This is a genomic window from Pseudomaricurvus hydrocarbonicus, from assembly GCF_011602365.1.
Lineage (GTDB): Bacteria > Pseudomonadota > Gammaproteobacteria > Pseudomonadales > Cellvibrionaceae > Pseudomaricurvus > Pseudomaricurvus hydrocarbonicus.
In genome coordinates, this window is record NZ_JAAONZ010000001.1 from 277,400 (window position 1) to 303,239 (window position 25,840).

At 56.0% G+C, this 25,840-nt stretch carries 22 protein-coding genes; 12 read left to right on the forward strand and 10 right to left on the reverse strand.

Annotated elements, in window-relative coordinates; translation table 11 throughout:
* Positions 1-47: 47 nt before the first annotated feature.
* The 6 genes from G8770_RS01165 to G8770_RS01190 form a co-directional block, all read right to left on the reverse strand.
* On the reverse strand, positions 48-2,072 hold the full coding sequence (locus G8770_RS01165) for an outer membrane protein assembly factor BamB family protein (RefSeq protein WP_167180891.1): 2,025 nt from the start codon (positions 2,070-2,072) through the stop codon (positions 48-50).
* A gap of 51 nt (positions 2,073-2,123) precedes the next feature.
* Complete coding sequence (locus G8770_RS01170; RefSeq protein WP_167180893.1) at positions 2,124-4,148, reverse strand: pyrroloquinoline quinone-dependent dehydrogenase; 2,025 nt, start codon at positions 4,146-4,148, stop codon at positions 2,124-2,126.
* Entirely contained in the window at positions 4,148-6,001 is a 1,854-nt protein-coding gene (locus tag G8770_RS01175; RefSeq protein WP_208021970.1) for a virginiamycin B lyase family protein, read from the reverse strand. Before G8770_RS01175 ends, G8770_RS01170 begins: the two co-directional genes overlap by 1 nt.
* Before the next feature lie 309 nt (positions 6,002-6,310).
* A complete protein-coding gene (locus G8770_RS01180; protein ID WP_208021971.1) occupies positions 6,311-6,577 on the reverse strand; it encodes an acylphosphatase in 267 nt (88 codons plus the stop codon).
* Positions 6,578-6,682: 105 nt separating this feature from the next.
* On the reverse strand, positions 6,683-7,198 hold the full coding sequence (locus G8770_RS01185) for a TlpA disulfide reductase family protein (protein WP_167180895.1): 516 nt from the start codon (positions 7,196-7,198) through the stop codon (positions 6,683-6,685).
* Positions 7,199-7,203: 5 nt separating this feature from the next.
* Positions 7,204-9,156, reverse strand: a complete 1,953-nt coding sequence (locus G8770_RS01190) for a YihY family inner membrane protein (protein WP_167180898.1) — start codon at positions 9,154-9,156, stop codon at positions 7,204-7,206.
* 486 nt (positions 9,157-9,642) lie between these two features.
* Between G8770_RS01190 and arsC the strand changes: the two genes are divergently transcribed.
* The 4 genes from arsC (at position 9,643) to sppA (ending at position 13,015) form a co-directional block, all read left to right on the forward strand.
* Entirely contained in the window at positions 9,643-9,987 is a 345-nt protein-coding gene (arsC, locus tag G8770_RS01195) for an arsenate reductase (glutaredoxin) (RefSeq protein ID WP_167180900.1), read from the forward strand.
* The gene (wrbA, locus tag G8770_RS01200; RefSeq protein WP_167180903.1) at positions 9,988-10,605 is read left to right on the forward strand and encodes an NAD(P)H:quinone oxidoreductase; all 618 of its coding nucleotides are present in this window, start codon (positions 9,988-9,990) and stop codon (positions 10,603-10,605) included.
* 1 nt (position 10,606) lies between these two features.
* Positions 10,607-10,990 carry a DUF2069 domain-containing protein gene (locus G8770_RS01205; protein ID WP_167180905.1) on the forward strand — a complete coding sequence of 128 codons (384 nt, stop codon included), beginning with the start codon at positions 10,607-10,609 and terminating at the stop codon, positions 10,988-10,990.
* 174 nt (positions 10,991-11,164) lie between these two features.
* On the forward strand, positions 11,165-13,015 hold the full coding sequence (gene sppA, locus G8770_RS01210) for a signal peptide peptidase SppA (protein WP_167180907.1): 1,851 nt from the start codon (positions 11,165-11,167) through the stop codon (positions 13,013-13,015).
* 30 nt (positions 13,016-13,045) lie between these two features.
* Here sppA and hda read toward each other — a convergent pair whose 3' ends face one another.
* A complete protein-coding gene (gene hda, locus G8770_RS01215) occupies positions 13,046-13,774 on the reverse strand; it encodes a DnaA regulatory inactivator Hda (RefSeq protein WP_167180909.1) in 729 nt (242 codons plus the stop codon).
* Positions 13,775-14,028: 254 nt separating this feature from the next.
* The gene (locus G8770_RS01220) at positions 14,029-15,156 is read right to left on the reverse strand and encodes a DUF2066 domain-containing protein (RefSeq protein ID WP_167180911.1); all 1,128 of its coding nucleotides are present in this window, start codon (positions 15,154-15,156) and stop codon (positions 14,029-14,031) included.
* A 597-nt stretch (positions 15,157-15,753) separates the two neighbouring features.
* On the opposite strand from G8770_RS01220, the gene purM reads away from it, so the two are divergent.
* From purM to G8770_RS01240, 4 genes are all read left to right on the forward strand, one after another.
* Positions 15,754-16,803: a phosphoribosylformylglycinamidine cyclo-ligase gene (gene purM, locus G8770_RS01225; RefSeq protein WP_167180913.1), complete on the forward strand. Its 1,050-nt coding sequence runs from the start codon at positions 15,754-15,756 to the stop codon at positions 16,801-16,803.
* Positions 16,804-17,001: 198 nt separating this feature from the next.
* Positions 17,002-17,649, forward strand: a complete 648-nt coding sequence (gene purN / locus G8770_RS01230) for a phosphoribosylglycinamide formyltransferase (protein ID WP_167180915.1) — start codon at positions 17,002-17,004, stop codon at positions 17,647-17,649.
* A gap of 115 nt (positions 17,650-17,764) precedes the next feature.
* Positions 17,765-18,685 carry a DUF3108 domain-containing protein gene (locus G8770_RS01235; protein WP_167180917.1) on the forward strand — a complete coding sequence of 307 codons (921 nt, stop codon included), beginning with the start codon at positions 17,765-17,767 and terminating at the stop codon, positions 18,683-18,685.
* Positions 18,686-18,754: 69 nt separating this feature from the next.
* Positions 18,755-19,243: an FKBP-type peptidyl-prolyl cis-trans isomerase gene (locus G8770_RS01240; RefSeq protein WP_167180919.1), complete on the forward strand. Its 489-nt coding sequence runs from the start codon at positions 18,755-18,757 to the stop codon at positions 19,241-19,243.
* 123 nt (positions 19,244-19,366) lie between these two features.
* On the opposite strand, the gene G8770_RS01245 is transcribed toward G8770_RS01240, so the two are convergent.
* Positions 19,367-19,552 (reverse strand): hypothetical protein, encoded by a 186-nt coding sequence (locus G8770_RS01245; protein WP_167180921.1) that lies wholly within the window; start codon positions 19,550-19,552, stop codon positions 19,367-19,369.
* A 469-nt stretch (positions 19,553-20,021) separates the two neighbouring features.
* Entirely contained in the window at positions 20,022-20,270 is a 249-nt protein-coding gene (locus tag G8770_RS01250; RefSeq protein ID WP_167180923.1) for a hypothetical protein, read from the reverse strand.
* Positions 20,271-20,495: 225 nt separating this feature from the next.
* Here G8770_RS01250 and G8770_RS01255 point away from each other — a divergent pair, with 225 nt between their 5' ends.
* The 4 genes from G8770_RS01255 to G8770_RS01270 all read left to right on the forward strand — a co-directional run bounded on the left by G8770_RS01255 (position 20,496) and on the right by G8770_RS01270 (position 25,802).
* Positions 20,496-23,405, forward strand: a complete 2,910-nt coding sequence (locus G8770_RS01255) for a ribonucleoside-diphosphate reductase subunit alpha (RefSeq protein WP_167180925.1) — start codon at positions 20,496-20,498, stop codon at positions 23,403-23,405.
* 139 nt (positions 23,406-23,544) lie between these two features.
* A complete protein-coding gene (locus G8770_RS01260) occupies positions 23,545-24,792 on the forward strand; it encodes a ribonucleotide-diphosphate reductase subunit beta (protein WP_167180927.1) in 1,248 nt (415 codons plus the stop codon).
* A gap of 232 nt (positions 24,793-25,024) precedes the next feature.
* Complete coding sequence (locus G8770_RS01265) at positions 25,025-25,243, forward strand: hypothetical protein (RefSeq protein ID WP_167180929.1); 219 nt, start codon at positions 25,025-25,027, stop codon at positions 25,241-25,243.
* A 154-nt stretch (positions 25,244-25,397) separates the two neighbouring features.
* Positions 25,398-25,802, forward strand: a complete 405-nt coding sequence (locus G8770_RS01270; protein WP_167180932.1) for a nucleotidyltransferase-like protein — start codon at positions 25,398-25,400, stop codon at positions 25,800-25,802.
* Positions 25,803-25,840: the final 38 nt, after the last annotated feature.

Consider the following 25,840-nt stretch of genomic DNA (forward strand, 5'->3'; position numbering starts at 1 on the left):
GTCTTACCGTTAGCGCCTTATGTCTATTCCGTCACTACACAATGTCTCTACTCAGCCACTTCATAGCCCAACAGCACATTTCCGGGCAGTTGACCAAACATGCTGTAGCCAGAGTGAATGAATAACATTCCGTTGCCCAGCACCGGGCCGTCCACATCGATGGCACCACCGTGGCCTTCTACACCGTTGACGGTCTGAAAGCTTTTGGCGGTATCGGTTTGCCAAACCACTGTGCCTGACGCCGAATCGTAAGCACGCAAGATACCGTCAAGCCCGCCAGCAAACACCAATCCGTCCGTCGCAGTCACTGCAGCGGACAAACTGAAGTGGAACGAACAAGGTTTTTCCTGTTCCCCTTCGGCGCCAGCGGAACCTTGGTCACGCATGGCTTGCAGGCCAAAACTGGACGACTGCTGTCCTTTTAGCTCACAACCACGGGTCACCTGACTCGCCCAGAGCCTTTTGCCGGTATTAATGTCTAACGCATAAAGCCCCGGTCTGGCGGTGTACCCGGGGAAAGGGCGATCCGTATCGGCAATCGGTACAAATAAAGTCTGGCCCTCCAGCGCCATGCCCCAGTGAATGCCCGGATTGGGGCTGTAAACCGTATTGCGAGTGTCAAAATTGCTCCACAACAGCTTACCCTGGCCGCGGTGATAACCGTCGGGATCAAACGCGTAAACGGCGCCGGACTTTTGTCCGGCCAATAAAATATCGTTGCCATTTTTATCTTCAGCCAAAATCACTGAAGCACCAAAGTCGAAATCCTGCCCTGCCTCCTCCGGGCAATTGGGGCCGCCGTTAAGGCAGGCCGAATTCCACACGTCATTTTTCAGTGCCTGATATTTCCAGCGCTCTTCCCCGCTGTTCAGATCCAGGGCGATGATGGCATCGCTGGTGTCGGTGGCCGGATGGGTGAGGTTTTCCGCCGTGCCGAAATACAACAAACCCCGTTTCGCATCCACTGTCGGCGTGGACCACACAGAAACTCCGGACGGCCCGAAGCGCATATGACCGTCAGCGCTTTTTTCCTGCAGGGTGGCAGGTTCGGTACCGTGCCAAATCCAGTCCTGCTGACCATCTTCCGCATTCAGAGCAACCAGCGCACCGTGGGAACGGCAACAGGGAAAGTTGGGCATGCCAGCGGCGGCAATTTCGTAAGAGGAGATCGGCACAAACAGCTTGCCGTTATAATAGGTCGGTGAGCCGGTAATGGTGGACGTCGGGAACAGCGACAGTGAGGTTTTCCACTGCAGCTGACCGGTGCGGGCATCCACAGCGTAAGCCGAACTCAAGGCATCGCCAAAATAAAGCGTGTCGCCGTTATTCTCGCCAAGAGTTTTTCCATCACTATCGCCGCCACCCAGCACCAGTGCCGAACGAATGCTGCTGTCGGCTTTAAACCGCCATTTAATGCACCCGCTGGCGCTATCAAGGGCGAACAGATTACCGGATTTGCTGCCCACAAATAAGGTATCGCGGGTCAGTACCGGTTGCGAGCGCGCATCGGTGACCTGCGGATAGGCAAACGCCCACTTCAGTTTCAAACGGCCCACATTGTCTTTATCAATCCCCGACACGCCACCGGGGATGTAGCGACTGTTGTTGGCTGACATCCCCCAGCCAGTGCTGAGCAGGTTGTTCAAGTCAATCGTCTGGCTCTCGCCTTGACGGCCACATTGCGCAGCGGCAATCCACTGCTCATCTACCGTCGAACTGCCCGCCAAATATTTGGCGATGGCGGCTTTTTCCAGTTTTTGTAAACCCGCCGCCTGCGGCTGCATGCGCCCGAATTCCATAGCCATTAAAATGCTTTCGAAACTGGAGGCCTGCAGCGCCTCCCGGCTTGGCGCCTTGCTGTCCGGGTTGTCATGGCAGGCCGCACACTTTGCCTCAAACAATTGCTGGCCAACACTGTTCACCTCGGGCACCGCATCCAGAGCTTGTGCACCACTCATCAGGCCGAGCAAGGATACGGACAACAGCAGTCTCGTCAGCCGATGGGTTGCCGCCTTTTTTATCATCTTGTTGTTGATTGGGTTGATTTTGGTCTGCATGGTTTTGTCTCTCATGTCACTGTTCTTTGGGCTGCGATTCAATGGCTAACGTTTTGCTTGCACCGGTCAGGGCTGCAACGCAAACGCGATCACCTGATCACTCATCGGGCGGCCGTACATATGATGTCCGCCGGCACTGATCACAACATACTGTTTTCCGTCGAGGGTATAGGTCATCGGCGATGCCACCCCGTCAGCGGGTAACTCATGACTCCACAACACGTCGCCGGTGAGGGCGTCGAAGGCGCGAAACTGTCGGTCCATGGTGGCACCGATAAACACAACCCCCCCGCCGGTGACGATGGCACCGCCCAAATTTGGCGTGCCCCAATTGATGTGAAAGGGTAATTTCACCGGTCCCATGTCATGAATCGATCCCAGCGGTGACTCCCATCGCACGTCACCGGTACTGAGATCTACGGCCATCAACTTGCCCCACGGCGGCGCGACACAAGGCATACCCAGGGGCGACAGCAGGGTTTTATTTTCAATGCTGTAAGGCGTGCCCTGCATACTGATGCGCAGGGTTTTCCCCGCTTGCGGCAAATGCCCGTCCGAGAGTGCTTGCGTATTCGGCACCAACCGTGCCGCAAACAAAGCGGTATTCACATTCACGTACATCAGGTTCTTTTCTTTCCACAGCACCGCCCCACCCCAGTTGGCGCCGCCCAGGCTGCCGGGCATCAACACGGTAAACTGATTGAGCTGTAACGGCGTGAACAGGCCTTCGTTGTGCAATTGGGCAATGGCCCTTCGGCAGGCGCTCTTGTCCCAGGGCGTCAGCCCCCAGGCGTCGTCAGCGTTAATCTGAGTGTTCATCAGCGTTGGCATGAAAGCGGGCTTGGGTTGAGTCGGCGAGACCCATTCACCGGCTACGGCTTTTTGCGATACCGCCATTTCCGTCACCGGGTACACCGGCACCCCCGTCAGGCGATGCAACACAAACACATACCCCTGCTTGGTCACCTGAATCACCACCGGCAGGTCTTCACCGTCTTGCGTCACGGTGGTCAACAGCGGCATGGCCGGGGTGTCGTAATCCCACAGATCGTGATGCACAAACTGGTAGCGCCACACCACCTGGCCAGTCGACAACGACAAGGCAATCACCGAATTCGCATTGAGGTTATTGCCCGGCCGCAAGCCACCGTAAAAATCCGGCGAGGGCGCCCCCGTGGGAATGAACACCAGATCGTGATCAGGGTCGGCCGACAATGGCGCCCAGGCGTTGGCGGAGCCACTGACGTCGCCAACATTGTCTGGCCAGGACGCTCTCACTTCTGGAGTGCTGTCCGCCGTGGGAATCATATTGAACTGCCAGACTTTTTTACCCGTCATGACATCGTAGGCCTGGACCGTGCCGTGCGGGGTTTTCGCCCGCTGAAAATCCACCACCCCGGAACCCACCACAATGCGACCATTGGCAATCAGAGGTGCCGACGATGAGGCGATGTCGCCAGGCACAAACCCCTCGGCCGGGCTGTAGAGTTTCACCTCGCCCCCCTCGCCAAACCCGGAGCAGGCTTTACCGGTCAGACTGTCAATGGCCAGTAAACGCCGATCGTGGGTCGCGGTGACAATTCGGCTGCGGCATTCACTGCCCGGCGCTGCCTCGCTATCCAGCCACCAGCTGACACCGCGACACTTGCCCGCCCGGCGGCCACGGCGATCTGCGTGCGCGTCAAAGCGCCAGCGTTGCTCACCGGTTTGTGGGTCCAGGGCGATGACATCATTGTACGGAGTACACAGCGCCAGATGCCCACCCGCCTCGGCTGGCAGCAATACCGGAGTGGCTTCAAAGGCGGTGTTTTTTAATTCTGCCTGCGAACGCTGGGATTCCCCGGTTGAAAACGTCCAGACCGGTTTTAACTGTGTCACGTTAGCCGGGGTAATCTGATCGCTCGCAGAAAAGCCGCTGCCGGCAAGGTCACCACGGTATTGCGGCCACCCCTGATCGAGGCCAGCCGCGAAATTAGCAACAACCGGCGCAGACTGGCCGGTTTGTGAGACATCATTACCACAGCCACCCAGCACCACGACGGCAAGGCTCAGGCAAGGCCAGAGCCCTTTCCCAAAACCACAGCCGGGCATTATTCCAAACCCGGGGCTTTAACGGCCCGCGCGTGTGCTCCTTCAGGGGTTTCCAGGGGACGGATGCGAATTAACGTCGGCTGTCCGTCTTCAATTTGCCAGCTGGGGAAATGGGAGTTGGAGGTGAAAATTGAACCATCCTCGTCGATTTCAATATCCCGGGTAAAGCTGCGCTTGCGGGGCAATGGGTAGGTCTGCCAGGACTCACTGCGAATATCAAACCGAAACACATTGTCCGACTGATTGCCGTTGACCCACACGACGCCACGCTGGCGATCAACATTCAACGAGTAAGGCAACTCATTGACGACCGGCAATTCATACTGGGTAAAACGCTCTGCGACAGGGTCATACTTCACCAGTTTGGAACCCTGAAAAGACACCACCCAGACATTGTTATCCGCATCCACACGCAAGCGACGCGGCCCTTTGAACGGCACCTTAATCATGTGCACGGAATCATCGGCAGGATCGATATAGCCGATGTCGTCTGCGTACAGCCGCCCAAACCAGACTTTTCCGTCCGGTGCCACATCAATACCGTAGGGCATGGGAACGCCCGTGGACTCACGGTCCACCTCCGGCTCGGGGCGGCTTTCCCGGTCAAACATAAACACCAGCGGCAACGACTTGAGAATGGCCCATTCCTTAAAACTGCGGGCGGGTAAATCATAGACTTTGAAGGTCTGCGTGTTGCGATCGAAGCGGCCCACCTGAGACGACAGCGCCAGCGTAAACCACATGCGATCCTGCTCATCGACCCGAATGGTATGGGGGTAAAAGCCCTCCTGCATTTTATGGGTGGTGAAGCTTTTGCTGACCGGGTCAAATTCAATCAAGGCTCTCTGCATGGACGGTGTAATAAAAATATGGCCGTCTACCGGCGATACCGCAAACGAATGGACACCGGCGTAGTTCGCCAGTTTAGGGTAGGTCGTGAAACGATTGCCCAAAAAGCCACCCAGTTGTTCACCGGCTTCATGCGGGACGACATACACGCTGTACTCGCCCGTCTCGGGATTGACTTCATAAATGCGGTCCTGAAGATTATCCCCAACGTACACCATGCCATTGGGGTGCAGGATAAAATCGTGCATTTGCGAAAAAGCATCGCCAATGGGCCACTCGGTAATTTCTGTCCGAGCCAGCTCTGCCTCCCAGGGCTTCATGTCCGGAAGATTCTCGGCATTGAGGCGCAGCTGACGATACCCTTTGGTGAGATATTCGGCGAGCTGTTGACGATCATCGTCGGCAACCCGAGCACCATAACCGCCCATGCGCTCAATGATTTGCAGCCATTGCTCCGGGCTGCGCTCGACCCGCATAACCGGTGAAGCCTGCTGATGGCAGAAAGCACAATTGATTTGAAAATGCTTTTTTAACGCCAAATCACCGTCAAAATCCAGTTGCGACAACCACAGGTTGGACGGCTTTTCCTCGGCCAGTTCTGCGGCGCTGGACAAGGGTTTCATGACGACCTGGTGATGGCCGTCTAACCCCTGGGCGGTGATGTTCACATCGTAGAATCCCGGTTTGCGAAAACGATAGCTCACCGTCGCGCTGTTGTTCGCCGCAGCCTGGATAACCCGGGTGATCGCGGAGTTGTCGGGGAATTCGGCGACTCCGTCTTGATTGGTGAACCGAGTGAATTCTACCGGGGACTGATTGAGCTGACCCGGCTTGGGGTAGCCATGAGCATCCATCTCAAGAGCGGGTACAGAGGCCGACTTTTGCGACACCATGACCGTAGCCATGGGTTCACCCTGCTCATTGGTCACAGCCACCGTCGCGGCCTGCCCCCAGCCACTGGCCAGGACCAGCAGCGGCCACATCACACGCTTGAAAATACCCATCAGCTCTACTCCACAGTATGTCAATTATTTTAGGCCATGAGGTGGGCTGCGTTGGCACTGCAACACGTCATCCGGCGCACCTCACAGGCACTTCTATGAGTCTGCGCCATTGTCCGGGGATTGCTGGGGATTCGCTATGATCTTAGAAGCCAGAACTATGGTTTTTCAAGACAGTGTTGCGCGGTAAATGGTGTCGGCAGGAATGGCTAAAAAGCGGAACCGTGAGATAAGCGGGGCCAGAACGCGGGAAAGCGCTTCCCCCGGGTTCAATGAAACACGTACTGCATGAACTGGCACTGGCCTGGCCAGCTAGCCAATGGTAAACCTCGACAAAACGGTGTCTGTCACCAGCTGCCACTCCACGGACGACACAGAAGATCCCGCTGGCCCCTGCTCAACCAGGATTTTCACCTGACTCACACGAACCGATGGCCCCTGTAGCAGCACCTCTACGCGGCCATCCTGCAGATTTCTGGCATATCCAGTCAGTCCCGCCCTTTGCGCACATTGCTGGACAAAATAACGAAAGCCCACGCCTTGCACGCGACCACTGACCCAACCCTTCTGACATTCCAAAATATCTCTCCGGTGCGCTTTAATTACTGGCCGGCCATTGCGAAGAGGGGTGGCCCGAGTCCGGCAGTGCGGGCTCAACCCATGGCGTTCAACCACCGCCTCAATTTAGGGTCTTATCCCTGCCGTCTTTTCCCCACGGGCAGGCACCAAAGCCTCTCCTTCTTTCAGCCAGGCCCCCAAAGATGCCTCGGTTTGCGGACCAACCATCACCCCCCGGTAGACCCCCTGGGGATCAAACACATAGGTGGCAGGCAGGACGGATGGCCGGCTAAACCCCAGCGCGACGGAGGGATCCGTCACCAATTGAGGAAACTGAATCTGCATCGCCTGGGTTTGCCGTTGTAACTCTTGGGTGTCCGGCTCATCAAAATTCACCCCCAGAATCTCCACCTGCTCCGCATGCTGCAGAGCAAACTGGTTCAATTCGGGAATTTCCTTGCGGCACGGCTTACACCATTCTGCCCAGTAGTTAATAAACACCCACTGCCCTCGCTGGGCCTGCCAGGACAACTCCTGCCCCGAAAGCGTCTGCAATTTGAGATCGCCACAACCGACCAGCAAACCACAACTGACGCACACCATCATCCACCAACGCACTCTGACCACACCTCTGTTCCACATTTTACTCATCCGTTTCTGGTCTTTGCCTCACTGTCATCAAGGCTCAGGTAATCCTTGAGGCCCGGCAATGCATCCTGATCGCCGTCATCGTCAGCATCTACCCCATCACGGTCCGGCTCTTTCGCCTCGGGCTCCGCAACACCCTCTTCCGGGCTGTCTGCGGGCAAGTCCGCCTGTTTAAGCTCATCGGCCTCCGGCTCACCTGATCCCCCCAACGCCACGCCGCCCTGTTCCGAAGAGACGGGCTCCAGCGCATCCGGAGCTGCGGCTTCAGTGTCCGCCGATTCAAAGCCGGCCAGAGGGAAGCGACTGTTTTCAACGCTCTGTGCGATAAAGTTGTCAGTGCCGACACGATCACCCTCCTTGCCCTCACCGTCCGGGCTTCCATTGTCCTGGTTTCCACTGTCCTTGTGCTCTGCATCGGCATACGCCACGTCGTACTCACCCAATCGATAAGCGTGACGTTCGACCGCACTGGCAACATCGGACATAAAGCTATTGCTCACATTGGAGAAAGGCTCACCCCCCAACAAATCCGCCTGGCCAAACTCCCCGTCATCAAAGGTCGGCAGATCTGTGAGGCTGAACGCACCGGCGCTATTATTCAGGTCTTGCGCCGTCGGCAATTGCGGCTCGGGGCTACCATAACCATCCAGCTCGTCTCTTAGTTCCTCCAGCCCCTGCCCTTCACCCGGATAAGGTTCCTGCTCCGTCTCCGGTACCTCAAACAACTCACTGACGGGTACATCAAATTCCAGCTCCACCTGCTGATCGATCGACAACAGGCGGCTGGCGACATTGGGGAACCAGTCAAATGACTGCAAATAGTCGCTGACTCCCGGCATCTGAGATTCAACCCCCACGACATCGGCCAGTTGTCTCAAGGTCAGCAGATCGAGATTGCGGCACAGCACATACTCATCGTCATGGGTCACTGAGATCACTCGATGGCGCACCAGCGCCTCACTGACGCGAAGCCACTGCTCAGACTCAATCCCCACTTTCAACAGCTCTTCATCGGTTGCCCCCCGGCCAGTCACCTGACATTGCCGGAAAGTCCACAAAGCCAACAGCGCTGCAATCAAATCCGGATACCGCGCATTATTATCCGCACGCACTGTTTGGAAGGTGGTTAGTGTATACACCAACACCGCTCCCGAGAGGACAATCATCCATAAGATATAAATCCACAGCAGAAACAGCGGCACCATCGCGAAGGTTCCGTAAACTGCGGTGTAAGAGGTATGGGCCACCAGCCAACCAAACAAATCTTTGAACAGCTCAAAAAAAACAGCCGTCAATACACCACCGACCAGCGCATTCTTAAAGGGCACCTTGCAGTTGGGCACAGCAGCAAACAACAAGGTAAACGCCACCGAGGTCAGCACCCAGGGGGAAAAACTCAGCAGGGTCGGCATAATCCCGGTCGGATCATAGCCCTGACTGAAGATGCGCAGTGACAGCAGGTAGGTACTGATCGCAATGCCGACACCGAGCAACAGCGGCCCCAGGCTGAGTATTGCCCAGTACAGCAGAAAATTATTCAAGCCACGGCGTGCGTTGCCCACTCCCCAGATACGATTAAACGTACTTTCAATGTTCTTGATCATTAAATAGGCCGTCACCACCAGCATCCCGACGCCCGCCAACGTCAGACTGCGGGCCTCCTCGGTAAAGGCTTTCAGCTGGGACTCGATCTCCAGACCGGATTCTGGCAACAGGTAGCGAAACAGAAAGTCCTGCAGTTGCGCCGCCAGACCATCAAACGCAGGAAACAGAGAAAACATGGTAAACACTACGGTCATGGTCGGCACAACCGCGAACAGCGTCATATACGTCAGGGCTGCGGCCTGCTGCCGGCACCCCTTCTCGCGATACTCGTTCATCAAATGAGGGATGAACTGCCACAGCGCACGTCTGCTGTAGAGTAACTTGTTGCCTAGACTGTATTCACTCATAGTCATCCTTATATTTGAGTTACCGACACTGACCACGCAGAGGTTGCTTGCGAAGCCGGTGTTGCTTGATCATTACTGGCCATCCATCACCCCCTACACTGACTTTCCATCAGCCCAAAGCAGTGACGGCCAGACGCGTGACGGCCCAGGTCATCTTGCGAGGGGTATGAACCCTGCTTTCCCGCCTCCTGGCCTGGTCCTCGAACGCCCCGCCTTTCATTACCCGGCCGGGCCTCGCATTAACCAGCGGGGCCATTCGTATTAACCAGCGGAGCTCCCCATAGTAACCAGCGGGGCTCCCCATATTGACCAGCGGGCTGGCCATCAAACCGTCATGACCCCCATTCAAACATCAGTACCCTGCTGAGTAGTGTAGACAATCGCTCTTCCCGGGCCGAATTCGTCGGGAAACCGTCGTAGAGTTCACCGACAGTAATGATTACAATAGCTGGATTATGACAGATCAACATAAAGGAATATTGTGCAATGATCACTATTTATCACAATCCGCGCTGCTCAAAATCACGCCAAACCCTCGCCCTTTTGCAGGAGCAGGGTATTGAGCCGGAGATCGTGCTCTACCTCGACACACCGCCTGATGCCGACACCCTCAAGTCCCTGCTGAGCAAGCTGGGGATCGGTGCCCGGCAACTGTTGCGCAAGGGCGAGGACGCCTACAAGGAAAACGCCCTCAGCAACCCGGAGCTGAGCGATGAACAGCTGATCGAAGCCATGACCCGGCACCCGAAGCTGATTGAGCGCCCTATTGTGATCAAAGGCGACAAGGCCGTACTCGGTCGCCCTCCTGAGAATGTGCTGGAGCTGATATAAATGGCAACCGCCCCCTATGTACTGGTGCTGTACTATTCCCGCACCGGAGCCACCGCGCAAATGGCCCTGGATATCGCCCGCGGTGTCGAGCAGGTCGGCGGCATGGAGGCTCGGATCAGAACCGTTCCGACCGTATCCCCCACCAGCGAACAAACTGCGGCAGAGATACCCGACAGCGGGGCAGTCTTCTGCACCCTCGACGAACTGCAACACTGCAGCGGCTTGATTCTGGGGAGCCCAACCCGTTTCGGCAATATGGCGGCACCGCTTAAGTATTTCCTCGACGGCACCAGCAGTCTGTGGCTAAACGGCAGCCTGATCAACAAACCTGCCGCCGCCTTCACCTCCACCGGCAGCCTGCATGGCGGCCAGGAAACCACCTTGCTGACCATGATGATTCCCCTGCTGCATCACGGCATGGTCCTCGCCGGCCTGCCCTATAGCGAGCCCGACCTGATGGCGACTCAGAGTGGTGGCACCCCTTACGGCGCCTCGCACGTCTCTGGCAGCCACGGCAACACCGCGATTACCGAGGAAGAAAAGCGCTTGTGCCTCGCCCTGGGCAAGAGGGTTGCCAGCCTCGCCCTGACCCTCAAACCCTCACAAGCTGCGGATTAATATGATGAATAACCTTATCGACAAGCAGCCCGCACGCCTGGAAGCGGCCAAACGCCTCAGCCAGATCGTCCTATCCAGCTTGATCCTGCTGTACGTCATAAGCGGCCTGCTGGAAGAGACCATTCTCTGGACACTGATCATTGTGCCCTGCCTGAGCCTGCTCATTTTTTTGCCCGGCATGTTAAAAAGTCATGCCCGCAGCTACGACTGGCTATGCTTTGTCATACTGATCCATTTTTGTGTCGGCGTCACCAACAGCATGTCGCCACACGCAACCTGGAACGATTATGTTCAGACTGCCCTGACGGTTGTGCTGTTCATCAGCTCAATGATGGCCAGCCGCTGGCAAAAAGCCGCTGCACATTCCGAGACTGCAGGGGCCTGATGTCGCCTCACGTCGATCGCCGGGCTTGCGGCTGCAGTCATTGACACGACTATTTGGCAACAAGCCCTTATTAAGCAACCGCCGCGGGCATCACAGCAACGGCATCCATGGTCGTCGTATACTGTCGCAACACCTAACCATCACTAGAGATACATTTCGCAAGGATTTCGCTATATGAGTGCCAGCAAGCCCGGCTTGATAAGAAGAACTTTCTCATGGATCTGGAATCTGGTGACGTTCATTCGCACCAGCCTCGCCAATATCCTGTTTCTGGTCCTGGTACTGGTGATTGTGGTCGTTTTGCTGCCCAAAGAAGTAAAGCAAATGCCTCAGCAAACCGCGCTGAGAATCGCGCCCAGCGGCTTCCTGGTCGACCAGTACAGTTATGTCGACCCCATCACGCAGTTATTGGAACAGAGTCGCCAGCAGCATGCGGAAACCCTGGTCCGCGATGTCATCAAAGCCATCGATGCCGGAGCAACGGATACGCGAATCACATCACTGGTCATGGACTTAAATTATCTGCTCGGTGGGGGCATCAGCAAACTGGAAGAAATCGGGGCCGCCCTGCAACGCTTCAAGGACAGCGGTAAACCCATCTACGCACTGAGCGATAACTTTTCCCACGAACAATACTTTCTCGCCAGTTACGCCGACGAAATCATGATGCACCCCATGGGCGGTGTCGTGCTTACCGGCTTTAGCAGCTATAGAAATTACTTTAAAAGCGCTCTCGATAAACTTGAGCTCAATATGCACGTCTTTCGGGTAGGGGAATACAAAGATGCCGTTGAGCCCTACCTGCGCGACAGCATGTCCGAGGCCTCCCGCGAGCACAACAGCCAATGGCTGAACGAGCTGTGGTCGACCTACACCTCAGATGTCGAACAGCACCGCCAGCTGACCAACGGTGGCATCAATGATTACATCAACCGCATGGATCAGCATTTTGCGGCCAATAACGGTGATCCTGCTGAAACCGCCCTGGCCCTGCAGCTGGTCGACCAGCTGGCCAGTCACGACCAGCAAAACCAGTACCTGATCAGCAAGGTCGGCAAGGACCATGACACGGGTGAATACCGAGCCATGGATTATGAAGATTACCTGCCCTTCCTATCGGATCCTGCGCCCCACAATAATGCCAAGATCGGTCTTTTAATTGCCAAAGGAGTGATTCTGGACGGTGAGCAACCGGAAGGCAGTATTGGTGGCGATACCCTGTCAAAAATGATCCGCGAGGCCCGCGAAGACAAAAACATTAAGGCCCTGGTGATGCGTGTAGACAGTGGCGGAGGCAGCGCCTTTGCTTCCGAAGTGATTCGCCAGGAACTGGAAATCACCCGCCAGCAAGGCATCCCCATTCTGGTTTCCATGGGCAGTGTGGCAGCGTCCGGGGGCTACTGGATTGCCATGGGTGCGGATGAAGTCTGGGCCACCCCGACCACCATCACCGGCTCCATTGGTGTGTTCAGTGCCTTCCCAACCGTCGAGCGCAGCCTCGCCAAAATTGGTATTTCCACCGATGGCGTCGGCACCACTGATCTGGCCGGCTCCCTGCGCATCGACCGCCCCATGACACCACTGGCGAAAACTGTCCTGCAGCAAAGTGTGGATAACATCTATCAGCAGTTTTTAAACCTTGTGGCCCAGAACCGGCAAACCACCAGTGCTCAAGTGAACGCCATCGGACAGGGACGCGTCTGGACCGGACGTGCCGCAAAAGATTTGGGACTGGTTGACGAACTGGGGACACTGCAAGATGTGATCGCAGCGGCGGCAGCCAAAGCCGACCTCAGCGATTACGAGGTGTTTGAAATTAAGAAAACACTGACGCCCGGCGAACAATTTGCCAAGCAGCTGATGGGCGAGCTCGCCCGCGTGACGCCGCACGTCAATTTCCGCCACTCCGCACTGGCAGGGGTATTAGCCTCAGCCGAACAGCAACTCGAACCCCTGGTTGAACTGCTCAACAGCGGCGATCCACGTTCAGTCTACGCGCACTGCCTGAGTTGTGTGGCCCCCTAAATACTCAGGGCTGTTGATACCCGACAGCCCTTAAAACCCCAGGGTTTGCTTCACAAAAGGAATTGTCAAGCGACGCTGCTCGGCCAGGGACGCCTCATCCAGGCGCTGAAGGGTTTTGAAGAGTTCGTGAGTCGTTCGCGGGGCTCGGTGCATAATGAATTGCGCCACTTCGTCGGTCAGCTCCAGACCGCGGGCCCTGGCCCGCATTTGTAAGGCTTTGCGCTTGGACTCATCGTTAAGCGGCTGCACCTGAAATGCCAGCCCCCAGTTCAGTCGCGACTGCAAGTCCGGCAACTTCACCGGCAATTCCCGAGGCCCACAAACTGCTGCCATCACCACCCGTCGACCAGTATCGCGCATGGCATTGAAAAAAGAAAACAGGGCACGCTCCCAAGCCGGCCTGCCGACCACCCACTGCAAACCGTCCAGGCACACCAAGTCCAGACTCTCCAACCCATCCAGTAACTCCGAGGGGTCAACATTCACCAACTCTTCCAAAGGAAGATATTGCGCCAGCTTGCCCTGCTCACCGGCAAAGTGGCAAGCCGCCTGCAACAGATGGCTGACCCCTACACTGGGAGCGCCCGACAAGAAGATGAACTGTTCACCAAAAGGCTGCAGCTGATGCTGCAATGCCATGACGACTTGCTGATTCGACTGGCCCGCCGCCGCGTAAAAATTGCCGAACGTGGCATCATCCCTAAGCTGAACACCTAAAGAGAGCTGGCGAGGAAATGTGTGAGAGGAGGGTTGACTCATGGGATAACTGTATACTTGTCCGGCCCCAGAGGCCGCTACCGCAGATAATTAGAGGCCTAGTCTAACAGAAGCCACAGAAATTCTGTTAATAACCCCGCCTTTGCACCGTAACTAATGTCATTTTAACAGCGCTAACCATTAGCTGGGGCCCAAATTTGCCGATCGCCCCCTCTGGCCTACAGGTTTCGAGCGCTCCGCGATAAGAAGGTCTGCAGGGGGCCTGGCCGTTCAAGCCAAGCCATACCATCTGACGACTAGGGCCAGCGATAACGCAATGGATTCGCCAAACTGCCCTGCGGCTCCAGCGAGGCAGGCAGACTGACCGTATCACGCCCTGTCTTGGGTGCGACAGTCACCAAACGGTTATCCAGCTCCAGTGCGTTGGCCAATAAAGCCACATCACCATCCATTTTCAGCATCAACTGCAGCTTGGCGCCATCCACCGCCAACAAATCCAGCTGCCGCACCATGTCCAAGTCCGTCAAATAGGAGAGGGTTTTCACGTATTCCGAAAAATCCTGAATCTGGTCAATTTCCATCACCACGGTACCAGCCCGGGCACCATTGGTATTGATGCTGTAGATGTCCGCCAAATAATCGCTGGTGGCATCCAGCGCGTCAGTGAGCAATGCCGCCTCCTCAGCCCTCTCACGATCAAATACCTGCTGCTTTTGTTTGTGGAACAGCGTCCAGGCGGACAGCCACTGACCGGATGAGGCCTGACTGTATCGCCCCACCAACACCGCATCGGCCTTATACCGCTCAGAAGCCTGCATGATCGCGTCAGTGTTCAGCGCCCACAGATCATCGGGCTTGATGGACACCTGATCTTCCAGATCCAGCAGCGGGGTCACCACCGGCAAGCCACGACGGCGGGCAGCCTCTTTCACCGCGCCGCTCAGCTCCCCCTCGTCCTGCAAAGAAACCAGACGGCGCCCCTGGTTAAAATCATCCTTCACCACCCACACCAAGACCGAGGGCCGGTTAGCAGGCCACAACGGCAATTGCGCCTGACGCAGCAGCCCCTCTACCCCGGCCCGGGAGAAATTCAGCACAATCGTGGTAGCAGGGACCTGCTGCCCATCACGCTCCACGGTGGTCGAACCAGACTCGTACCGATAAGCTTCCATATACCCTTCCGGGCTGGACAACGCCTGTTTCACCTGATCCGATTGCAGTACGGCGGGCTGACCTGAAACCCGCACCAAAACGGTCGACAGCGCCTCCGACATGGCGCGAAGACGTTCACTGCTCCCCTGCCCCACAACCAGCTCGCGCTGCTGATACAAATTGGCGACGGTTTCCGCTGACGCCACCGCTGGCACCAACACTACCCACACGAGCGTCAATACACTCAAGATCAACCCACTCAATCGCTGCAAACCCAGACACTCCTTAACTCATCGCCAAAAATCGGCCCCCAGGGTACTTTCCTTCCCCGGGGATACCCTGCTGAATGATGGTCGCGCCAGAACCAAACCGCGTCGCCAACATCCGGAAAACTGTGCCACCCTGAACAGCCCCATACCACCCCGAATACCAGGGACGCGGCCAACAAACGGAGAATACGCCTTATAAACTAGTGGAGTCGGGGTAGAACTGACAGTATAAAGTCCAAAATCAGGCGCCATTATGCCCTTGCGATGAACTTGCGACCAGAACCCTGAAGGAGAGAATGGCGAAAATGCGGCTTGGTACCCGAGCCAGACGTTTATTTCCTCACACCGCCATCCCTCCAGTGGCAGCTAAACTTTTTCATGATTAGCGGCTAAAAACGTTGCAAACCGGTGCTTTTCCTGACGATTATCCAACTGGCCCCGCAAACCGCGCCGGCAAACGGCCCCTCGAGCTCGATTTTGGGCTGTTGACTTACTTTTGGGCTAACAGCGCCAGTCATAAACTGCTAGAATACGCGCCCTTTACGATCCACCTTTTCTAAATCTGACGATTCACTAAATTACCGACGAGCCCTGCCTTCCATGAGCGATAAACAGACCCCTTCCTTGAGTTATAAAGACGCTGGCGTAGATATTGATGCTGGCAACGCCTTGGTTGAGCGCATCAAAGGGGTCGCCAAGCGAACCCGTCGCCCGGGAGTCATGGCGGGTTTAGGCGGATTTGGCGCCCTTTTTGAACTGCCCACAGGCTATAAAGAGCCGGTCCTGGTGTCCGGCACAGACGGTGTCGGCACCAAACTGCGTCTGGCGATGGACCTAAACCTGCATGACACCATCGGCATTGACCTGGTCGCCATGTGCGTCAACGACCTGGTCGTTGCTGGCGCTGAGCCGCTGTTTTTCCTCGACTATTACGCCACCGGCAAGCTGAATGTGGACGTGGCCGCCGACGTCGTTTCCGGCATCGGTGATGGCTGCGAACAGGCTGGCTGCGCCCTGGTAGGGGGAGAAACGGCCGAAATGCCAGGCATGTACGATGGCGACGACTACGACCTGGCCGGTTTCTGTGTCGGCATCGCGGAAAAATCCGAACTGATTGACGGCAGCAAAGTGGCTGAAGGGGATGTTCTCATCGGCCTGGCCTCCAGCGGCCCTCACTCCAACGGCTATTCTCTGGTGCGTAAAATCATTGAAGTCAGCGGGGCAAACCTTGACGACAGCGTCGGTGGCAAGCCCCTCGGCAAGGCACTGCTTGAACCCACCCGCATTTACGTCAAGTCCCTGTTGCGCCTGATCAAAGAGTCTCAAGTCAACGCCATGTCCCACATCACCGGCGGCGGCCTGCAGGAAAACATCCCGCGCGTACTGCCTGACGACTGCAAGGCAATCATCAACACCAAAGCCTGGACCTTCCCGCCAGTCTTCCAGTGGCTGCAGGAAAAAGGCAATGTAGAAGCGTATGAAATGTACCGCACCTTCAACTGTGGCGTCGGCATGATCATCGCCGTGCCCGCCAGCGAACAGGACAACGCCCTGGCCATTCTGAAAGATGCCGGTGAAGACGCCTTTGTGGTCGGATCCATCGCCAAAACCCAGGGCGACGAAGAGCGCGTCGAGCTGCTCGACCTGTAACAGAAGAGCTACTGGATCTGTAAAAAGAGTCGCCAGACCTGCAACAACGAGTGACTGGAGCCCTAAAAACCTGCGGGCCCGCCTTGTGAGCAAAAAGCGCCCGGGCTTCCGGGCTCAACGGGGTGGTGTCAACAGCCACCCCTGGCGATTCAGCATTTCACCCGCATAATACGAACGCAACGGACTCATATCACCGTCATGACCAATATTGTTGTCCTTATCTCTGGCAGCGGCACCAACTTGCAAGCGCTCATCGACGCTCAGGAAAAGGGTGTACTCCACGCCAACATCGCTGCCGTCATCAGCAACCGGCCCGGTGCCTTTGGCCTGGAGCGCGCCCGTCTGGCGGGGATCCCAACCGAAGTCATCGACCACACCGGATTTGAATCCCGAGAACATTTCGACCAGGCCCTGCAAGAGCGCATTGATGCCTACCAGCCAACTCTGGTGGTGCTCGCGGGCTTTATGCGCATCCTCACCGAAGGCTTTACCCGGCACTTTCTCGGCCGCATGTTGAACATTCACCCGTCTTTGCTGCCGAAGTACCAAGGCCTTCACACGCATCAGCGCGCCATAGAGGCCGGTGATAGCGAGCACGGCGTCACCGTACACTTTGTCACCCCGGAGTTGGATGGCGGTCCCAATGCCATTCAGGCTATTGTGCCCATTCTCCCGGACGACACCGCGGACAGCCTGGCTCGCCGGGTCCAGGCCCAGGAGCACATCATCTATCCGTTGGCCGTGTCCTGGTTTGCGGAAGGCCGTCTGCGCATGGATAATGACACATGCGTACTCGACGGAAAGGTCCTCCCGGGCAGCGGCTACCTGCTGGACACCCGACCCTAGACAATAGCCGCTCAGCAGGACCTGGCTTACTTAACAGCCCGATCGATCAGTCGCCTGGTTAATCGCCGCGCCAAAGTAAGACTCAACTCACTGCGCGCTCAGAATGGAGACATCCATGACGTTAAAGACAACCCAGAGCCACCCAAAGCCCTGGCTGCCCGTACACCTCCCGTTTAGCGCCCGCGCCCTGCTGAAGCGGCTTCTCACCCCGGGACCCGTGGAGCGAACGGTTGAGAGCAGCCCCCCGGCAACACACCTCTCGACCAACCGAGTCTGGCTGCCCGCGCTTCTGCTCCTGACACCGCTGTTTATGCACCCTGCCACAGCCAGCGAACTGACGCCCACTCAAACAGCCCCAAGTGACTCAGCGACAGTAACGCAAGCTGTAAAACTGCCCAAACCGTTCAAAGCGGTCTATGAAGCCAAATACGGCGGGCTGTCCGTTACCGCGACCCGCACCCTCAGGTCTGTTGATGGCAACGCCATGGAACTTCGGTTCCTGGCCTCCTCGTGGCTGGCCAAGATCGAAGAAGTCAGCACCTTTACCTGGGGCACCGAAGGCCAACTGATACCACAGCACTATCTCTACAAACGCAGTGGCTTGGGTCGCGATCGCAACGCTGAGCTGAATTTCGACTGGCAGACCCAAAAGGTTGTCAACAATGTGCAAAACAAGCCCTGGACCATGCCAGTACCGAGCGACGCCCAGGATAAACTGAGCTACCAATTGCAGCTACGCCACGATGTTCACAACCGTAAAACCGACATGAATTATCAAGTGGCCGACGGTGGGCGCATCAAACATTATCAGTTTGAAGTTCAGGGGGAAGAAGTATTAACCACCCCGGTTGGAAAGCTGAACACGACCCGGGTCAAGCGCATCCGTGACGACAATGAGCGCGTCACCATACTGTGGCTGGCCAATGACTGGGACCACCTGCTGATCCGAATCCAGCAGCAAGAAGAAGACGGGAAGCACTACGAAATCAATTTGGCCTCGGCTGAACTTAACGGCACACCCGTAAAAGGCTTTTAACCCTCGCGGCAGCCACTGTTGCCCGGCCCACGGGCAAGCAACATCGCCGCATCAACCAAAGGCAAGACTATGACCATCACCGCGAAAAAAGTGGCCAGCATCCACTATACCCTGAAGAACGAACAGGGCGATGTGCTCGACAGCTCCGAGGGTCAGGAGCCCCTGGTATACCTGCAAGGTTTCCAGAACCTCGTTCCGGGGCTGGAAAAAGCCCTGGAAGGTAAAACCGTAGGCGATACCGTCTCCGTGATCGTCGCTGCAGAAGAAGGCTACGGCGACAAAAACCCGGAACTGATTCAGGAACTGCCCCGCGACATGTTCGGCGGCATTGAAGACATTGAAGTCGGCATGGCCTTCCACGCAGAAACCTCTGCGGGTCAGCAAGTCGTTGAAGTGATCGACGTCGACGGCGACACGGTCACCATTGACGGCAACCACCCGCTGGCGGGCATTGACCTGCATTTTGACGTCGAGGTTCTGGAAATCCGCGACGCCACCGAAGAAGAGCTGCAGCATGGCCACGTGCACGGTGCCGGCGGCTGCGGACACGATCACTAAGCAATTAGTGGCGAGTGGCCAGGAAAAGAAAGGAGACTAGATGTCTCCACACTTTTCCAGCCACTCATCACTCGTTTCTAGTTTCTAGTTTCTAGTTTCTAGTTTCTAGTTTCTAGTTTCTCATTATTGAGCCTGGACCTTGCGCTCGCCACAGCGCTGACATTGATAGATCGTCACCAGCTTCCCCTGCTTGACGTCAAATTGTTTGTCCTGCACCACCTTCCACTTGTGGAAGCCACTTCGGCACAACGTTTTTCCTTTGTGCTTTTCGGCCGCCGTTGGCCGCTTGAACTTGATTACATCACCCACAAAACTGCCCCTGCTGCCAATAATTTGCCCCGTATTTGCCCTTCCCCGCAGGCAGATTCAACCGCCCTCGGAGGGAGCCGACCCGGAAGTTGTCCACAGCCACTTACGACACCTCTGCCAAACCTGTTGAGTCCCCCTCCGGCCTGCCTGGACAAGCACTTTTGAGCGCAGTTTACCACGCCACACCCCCCTCTCGAGCCAAATTTTGCTCAAGCTTTGCTCAACACCAAAACACAACATCTAGTGGTGCACCCAAAACAAACCACAAGATAGATAGTGAATATAAAAAATATTTTATAGAGACAAAAGTTATAAGACACGGTTTTTATGCGTTTTTAGCTGCCAAGCTAAGCCTAGTCTGAGTTGCGAGATTAGTGATTACTGACATGAGGATTTACACACACTTTATCCACAAGAAATCACCAGTGTTATCGCCTTGCAATCGGGTCCATACCGCTTTATCTTGTACTCAACGACTGAAACACCCCAAGATGTAGGGGTAAACGATCAGCCCCTGCGCAAAATAGCGCTTAGGCACACCGGTATAGAAGTCCCGGTAAATAGATACTCGGAAAGTAGCAAACGGATGAGCCGCACCGAAAGTATTGGGCAGGCATCGCTCTAGCGGCACGTCCGTGTCATTTCCAATGAGCACCGCGAAGCAGTTTCGCTTTTTGGTCGTCCGAAACACCAGCACCACAACATATAGACACAGCATTTAGCGATACCGATTTACCAGACAGTGACTTTGACTTTAGTTTACCCAAATGCAATGCATGACGTATTAAGCAGCAACCCCATCGAGATAGTCCTTTCGGCCCCGGGCCGCAAGCGGAGTATTTCACCAGCTGCTTCTCAGGCGTCTTAACTATTTTTAAACCCTGTTTGACAAAGTGACACCTCAATAACCACCTAAAACCATGCACCATACGCGGAGACGTACATGCACACTGATTCTGATGTGACAGCAACCTCAGCACCAGCCAGCTCCACACAAACAAGCCCCAGCAGCACTACTACGGTATCTGCGACAACCCCGGGTCAACTGCGCGTCATCAAGCGCAACGGCACGGTAGTGCCTTATGATGACGGAAAAATATCCGTTGCCATGACCAAAGCCTTTCTTGCCGTTGAAGGCGGCACCGCCGCCGCCTCAAGCCGTGTGCATGAGACCGTTGCCTCACTGACCAGTCAGATCTCAGCAACCTTTAAACGTCGCATGCCTTCCGGTGGCACCATCCACATTGAAGACATTCAGGATCAGGTTGAACTGATTCTGATGCGTTCCGGCGAACAAAAGATTGCCCGTGACTACGTCCTTTACCGCGAAGAACACGCCCGCATGCGTGCCAGCAACAAAGTAGCGGCCCCCGACGCGGAATACCCATCCATGAACGTCGTAATGCCCGACGGTCAGCTGCAGCCGCTGGACATTGCCCGCGTGCGCACAGTGGTGCAGGAAGCCTGTGCCGACCTGACCGGCGTTGAGCCCAAAGCAATTCTCGACGAAGCCATGCGCAATCTCTACGATGGCGTCTCGCTGGTGGACGTCAATACCTCACTGGTGATCACCGCCCGCACGCTGGTGGAAAAAGAGCCTAATTATTCCTACGCCACCGCCCGCCTGCTGCTGGATAAGCTGCGCACTGAAGCCCTGAATTTTATGGGTCTGGCGTTGACCGCGACGCAAACCGACATGGAAACCCTGTACGCACAGGCCCTGCCGGCTTACATCCAGAAAGGTGTTGAACTGCAACTGTTGGCTCCCAATCTGCTCGATTACGACCTGGTCAAACTGGGTGCCGCTCTGGACGCATCCGGCGACCTGCAGTTTAGCTACCTGGGTCTGCAAACCCTGTACGACCGCTACTTCATCCATACCGAAGAAGGCGTTCGCTTCGAATTGCCACAAGTGTTCTTTATGCGTGTGGCCATGGGCCTGGCTTACGAAGAAGCCAATCGCGAAGAACGCGCCATCGAATTCTACAAGCTGCTCAGTTCGTTCGATTACATGAGCTCTACCCCCACCCTGTTTAACGCCGGTACCCTGCGTCCCCAGCTGTCTTCCTGCTACCTGACCACGGTGCCTGATGATCTGCACGGTATTTACGGTGCGATCCAAGACAACGCCATGCTCTCTAAGTTTGCTGGTGGACTGGGTAACGACTGGACACCCGTACGCTCTCTGGGCGCCTACATCAAAGGCACCAACGGCAAGTCTCAGGGTGTTGTGCCCTTCCTGAAAGTGGCCAACGACACCGCGGTGGCCGTAAACCAGGGTGGCAAGCGCAAGGGCGCCGTCTGTGCCTATCTGGAAACCTGGCACCTGGACATTGAAGAATTCCTCGAGTTGCGCAAGAACACCGGTGATGACCGTCGTCGCACCCACGACATGAACACCGCCAACTGGGTACCGGACTTGTTCATGAAGCGTGTGTTTGATGACCAGTCATGGACGCTGTTCTCACCCAACGATGTACCCGAACTGCACGACCTCTACGGTCAGGCGTTCCAGGAAAAATACGAAGAGTACGAGCGCAAGGCGGCCAACGGTGAAGTCCGTATCTTCAAAACCGTGAAAGCCCTCGATCTGTGGCGCAAGATGCTGGGCATGCTGTTTGAAACCGGCCACCCATGGGTCACCTTTAAAGATGCCTGTAACCTGCGCAGCCCGCAGCAGCACGTGGGTGTGGTTCACTCCTCCAACCTGTGCACCGAGATCACCCTGAACACCACCGCCGGTGACGAAATTGCCGTGTGTAACCTGGGTTCAGTCAACCTGGCACAGCACATCGTCGACGGTCAGCTGGACATGACCAAACTGGAAAGCACCGTGCGCACCGCTGTGCGTATGCTGGATAACGTGATCGACATCAACTACTACTCGGTGGAAGCGGCACGCACCTCCAACATGCGTCACCGTCCAGTTGGTCTGGGTCTGATGGGCTTCCAGGACGCCTTGTACAAAATGGGCTACGCCTACAGCTCCGAAGACGCGGTTGAATTTGCCGATCGCTCCATGGAAGCGATCAGCTTCTTCGCCATCGACGCCTCCAGCGAACTGGCCAAAGAGCGCGGCGCCTACTCTTCGTTTGATGGCTCGCTGTGGAGCAAGGGTATCCTGCCTATCGACTCCATCGAGTTACTGGCTCAGAACCGCGGCGAGAAATACATCAGCGTCGACCGCAGCCAGACTTTGGCGTGGGACACCTTGCGTGACAAGGTCAAAACCCAGGGCATGCGCAACTCGAACGTGATGGCAATTGCTCCAACAGCCACCATTGCCAACATCACCGGCGTGTCGCAATCCATTGAGCCGACTTACCAGAACCTGTACGTGAAATCGAACCTGTCCGGTGAATTCACCGTGGTGAACCCATATCTGGTGCGCGACCTGAAAGAACGCGGCCTGTGGGATTCGGTCATGGTTAACGACCTGAAGTACTACGAGGGTTCCGTGCAAAAGATCGACCGCATCCCGGCCGACCTGAAAGCCCGCTACTCCACTGCGTTCGAAGTTGAACCGCGCTGGATTGTGGAAGCGGCCAGCCGTCGCCAGAAGTGGATCGATCAGGCGCAAAGTTTAAACCTGTATATTGCCGGCGCTAACGGCAAGAAACTGGACATCACTTATCGCATGGCGTGGTTCCACGGCCTGAAGACCACGTACTACCTGCGTGCTCTGTCGGCCACCACCACCGAGAAGTCCACCATTGAAAGCGGCACACTGAACGCGGTTTCCTCCGCCGCCGCGGCGCCTGTAACCAGTGCGGCTCCGGCCACCGAGCCACAGGCAGCCCCGGTACCACTGGCTTGCTCGCTGGACGATCCGGACTGTGAGGCGTGTCAGTAACTGAGCGCCGGACACTGAAAGCGAGAGGCGACAACCGCCTCTCCTTTCAGTCAGTCTCAAGCTGAGACACACAAACGAACCATTGAAAACACTGTCAAAGAAAAATAATAACAAAGACCAAACATTAAGGATTTGAAACATGCTGAGTTGGGACGATTACCAAGACGAAGCCACAACTGCACCACCGAGGGCTCCACAAAAAGCGGCACCTGAACAACCTGCCCCTGTCGCACAAGCGGCTGAGCCAGAAGCAGCACCTGCTGCCAGCAAACGCCCTGCCGCTCCAGTGGGCAGCGCAGTAGAACGTGCACGTGAAGCCATTGCTGACCTGGATCCGGCCCCCGGTCTTGAAGAATTGGAAATGGGCGCTGCCCGCGTTGCCGTTGATGAAAAGCGCATGATCAACTGTCGCGCCGACGTCAACCAGCTGGTGCCATTCAAATACGATTGGGCCTGGCAGAAATACCTGGATGGCTGTGCCAACCACTGGATGCCGCAGGAAGTGAACATGACGGCGGACATCTCCCTGTGGAAAAGCAAAGACGGCCTGACCGAGGACGAGCGCCGCATCATTATGCGTTCCCTGGGCTACTTCTCCACCGCCGACAGTCTGGTAGCCAACAACCTGATTCTGGCCATCTATCGCCACATCACCAACCCGGAAGCGCGTCAGTACCTGTTGCGCCAGGCGTTTGAAGAGGCCATCCACACCCACGCCTACCAATACTGTGTAGAGTCGCTGGGCATGGACGAAGGCGAAGTCTTCAACATGTACCGCGAAGTGCCTTCCGTCGCCAAGAAAGCCGCCTGGAGCATCAACCACACCCAGGGACTGTCGAGCCCGGAATTCAAAACCGGCACCCCGGAAACGGATCAGGAGTTGCTGCGCAACCTGATTGGCTTCTACGCGGTAACTGAAGGTATTTTCTTCTACTGTGGCTTCACCCAGATCCTGTCCATGGGCCGCCGCAACAAGATGACCGGTGTTGCCGAGCAGTTTCAGTACATTCTGCGTGACGAATCCATGCACCTGAACTTTGGTATCGATGTCATCAACCAGATCAAACTGGAAAACCCCCACCTGTGGACAGAAGAGTTCAAACAGGAAGTGGTGCAGATGATTCTGGAAGGCACCGAACTGGAAATCGCCTACGCCCGCGACTCCATGCCGCGCGGTGTACTGGGCATGAACGCCGCTATGATGGAAGAATATTTGCAGTTCATTGCGAACCGTCGCCTGGCACAACTGGGGCTCGCCGAGCAGTTCCCGGGCGTACAGAATCCGTTCCCGTGGATGAGCGAAATCATGGACTTGCGGAAAGAAAAGAACTTCTTTGAAACTCGTGTGATTGAGTATCAAACAGGTGGGGCACTGAGCTGGGATTAAGAACCGACAAGCCGGTTTAAATCACCGAAAGGCCTAAAGTCAGGTGCCCGCGCCTGACTTTGACCAGCACTTTGCGCTGGGATTAAACAGCCATCAGCTGATGACTGTTGCAGTTAATCCCCCGAAACACGGCCGACCGCAGGTCAGCCATGTTTCACGGTTTAATCAGAACTGGGCAGCAACAACACCATGCGCCTCAATGTCTGCCAACAATAAAACCAAGGGGTAATCGATGACACACAACCACTCTTCAGAAAGTGATCTGCTGACACAGGAAGATCTCCTGATCGCACTCGACCAATTACATCAGACCGTTGAAGTCATGGCTGCCGTGATAAAGCGCCTGCAACGCGATGTCAGCCGATCCCTGCCCTCTCTCGCCAAGTCCGACCATCAAGCGTCTCCCGCGGCGTTCGATTTTGACAGTCTGACGGACACCAACAGGCATTAGGGGCTCACCCCAACAGCTGGCCCGAGTAGAAACACCGAACCCTGCTCAGGCGTGTGACTATGCCCCTGTTCCGGCCTGACAAAGCGAGCGCTAATGGGATGTTGATTGGCGCTATAACACCTATAACAAAACCGCAATCCCGGAGATTGATACCGTGAGTGGACTGCCAACACCTATGCGCAGCGCTGTTTTAGAACCTGCCATCAACACCTATTCTGCCAACCATAAATACAAACAGCTGGCACGAATTGTCGGTCACCTGAGGAATGACCTGCACCTGCAACAACCCAGGCTCGCCATGCCCACCACGGCCATGATCGAGCACCTGCTGTTCAACTGCCCCCTGTCTCTGCTCAACGGCGATGACTGGCAGAAGATCATTACTGATGTCCTGCAATACCTGATTTCTCAGCTGGACCCTTTAAAATACACGGACGACCTGTTTTTACGCTACGATTGCGATCAACCACTGTTCCCCAACGAAGAGCTGTTTGACCAGCAAGACGCCTACCTGTTCGCCCAGACCCTTCTGCAACAGCAGCAAATAGATTTTGTTTAGTGGTATGAAAATAAATTTAGAACGAGGTTTGCCACACT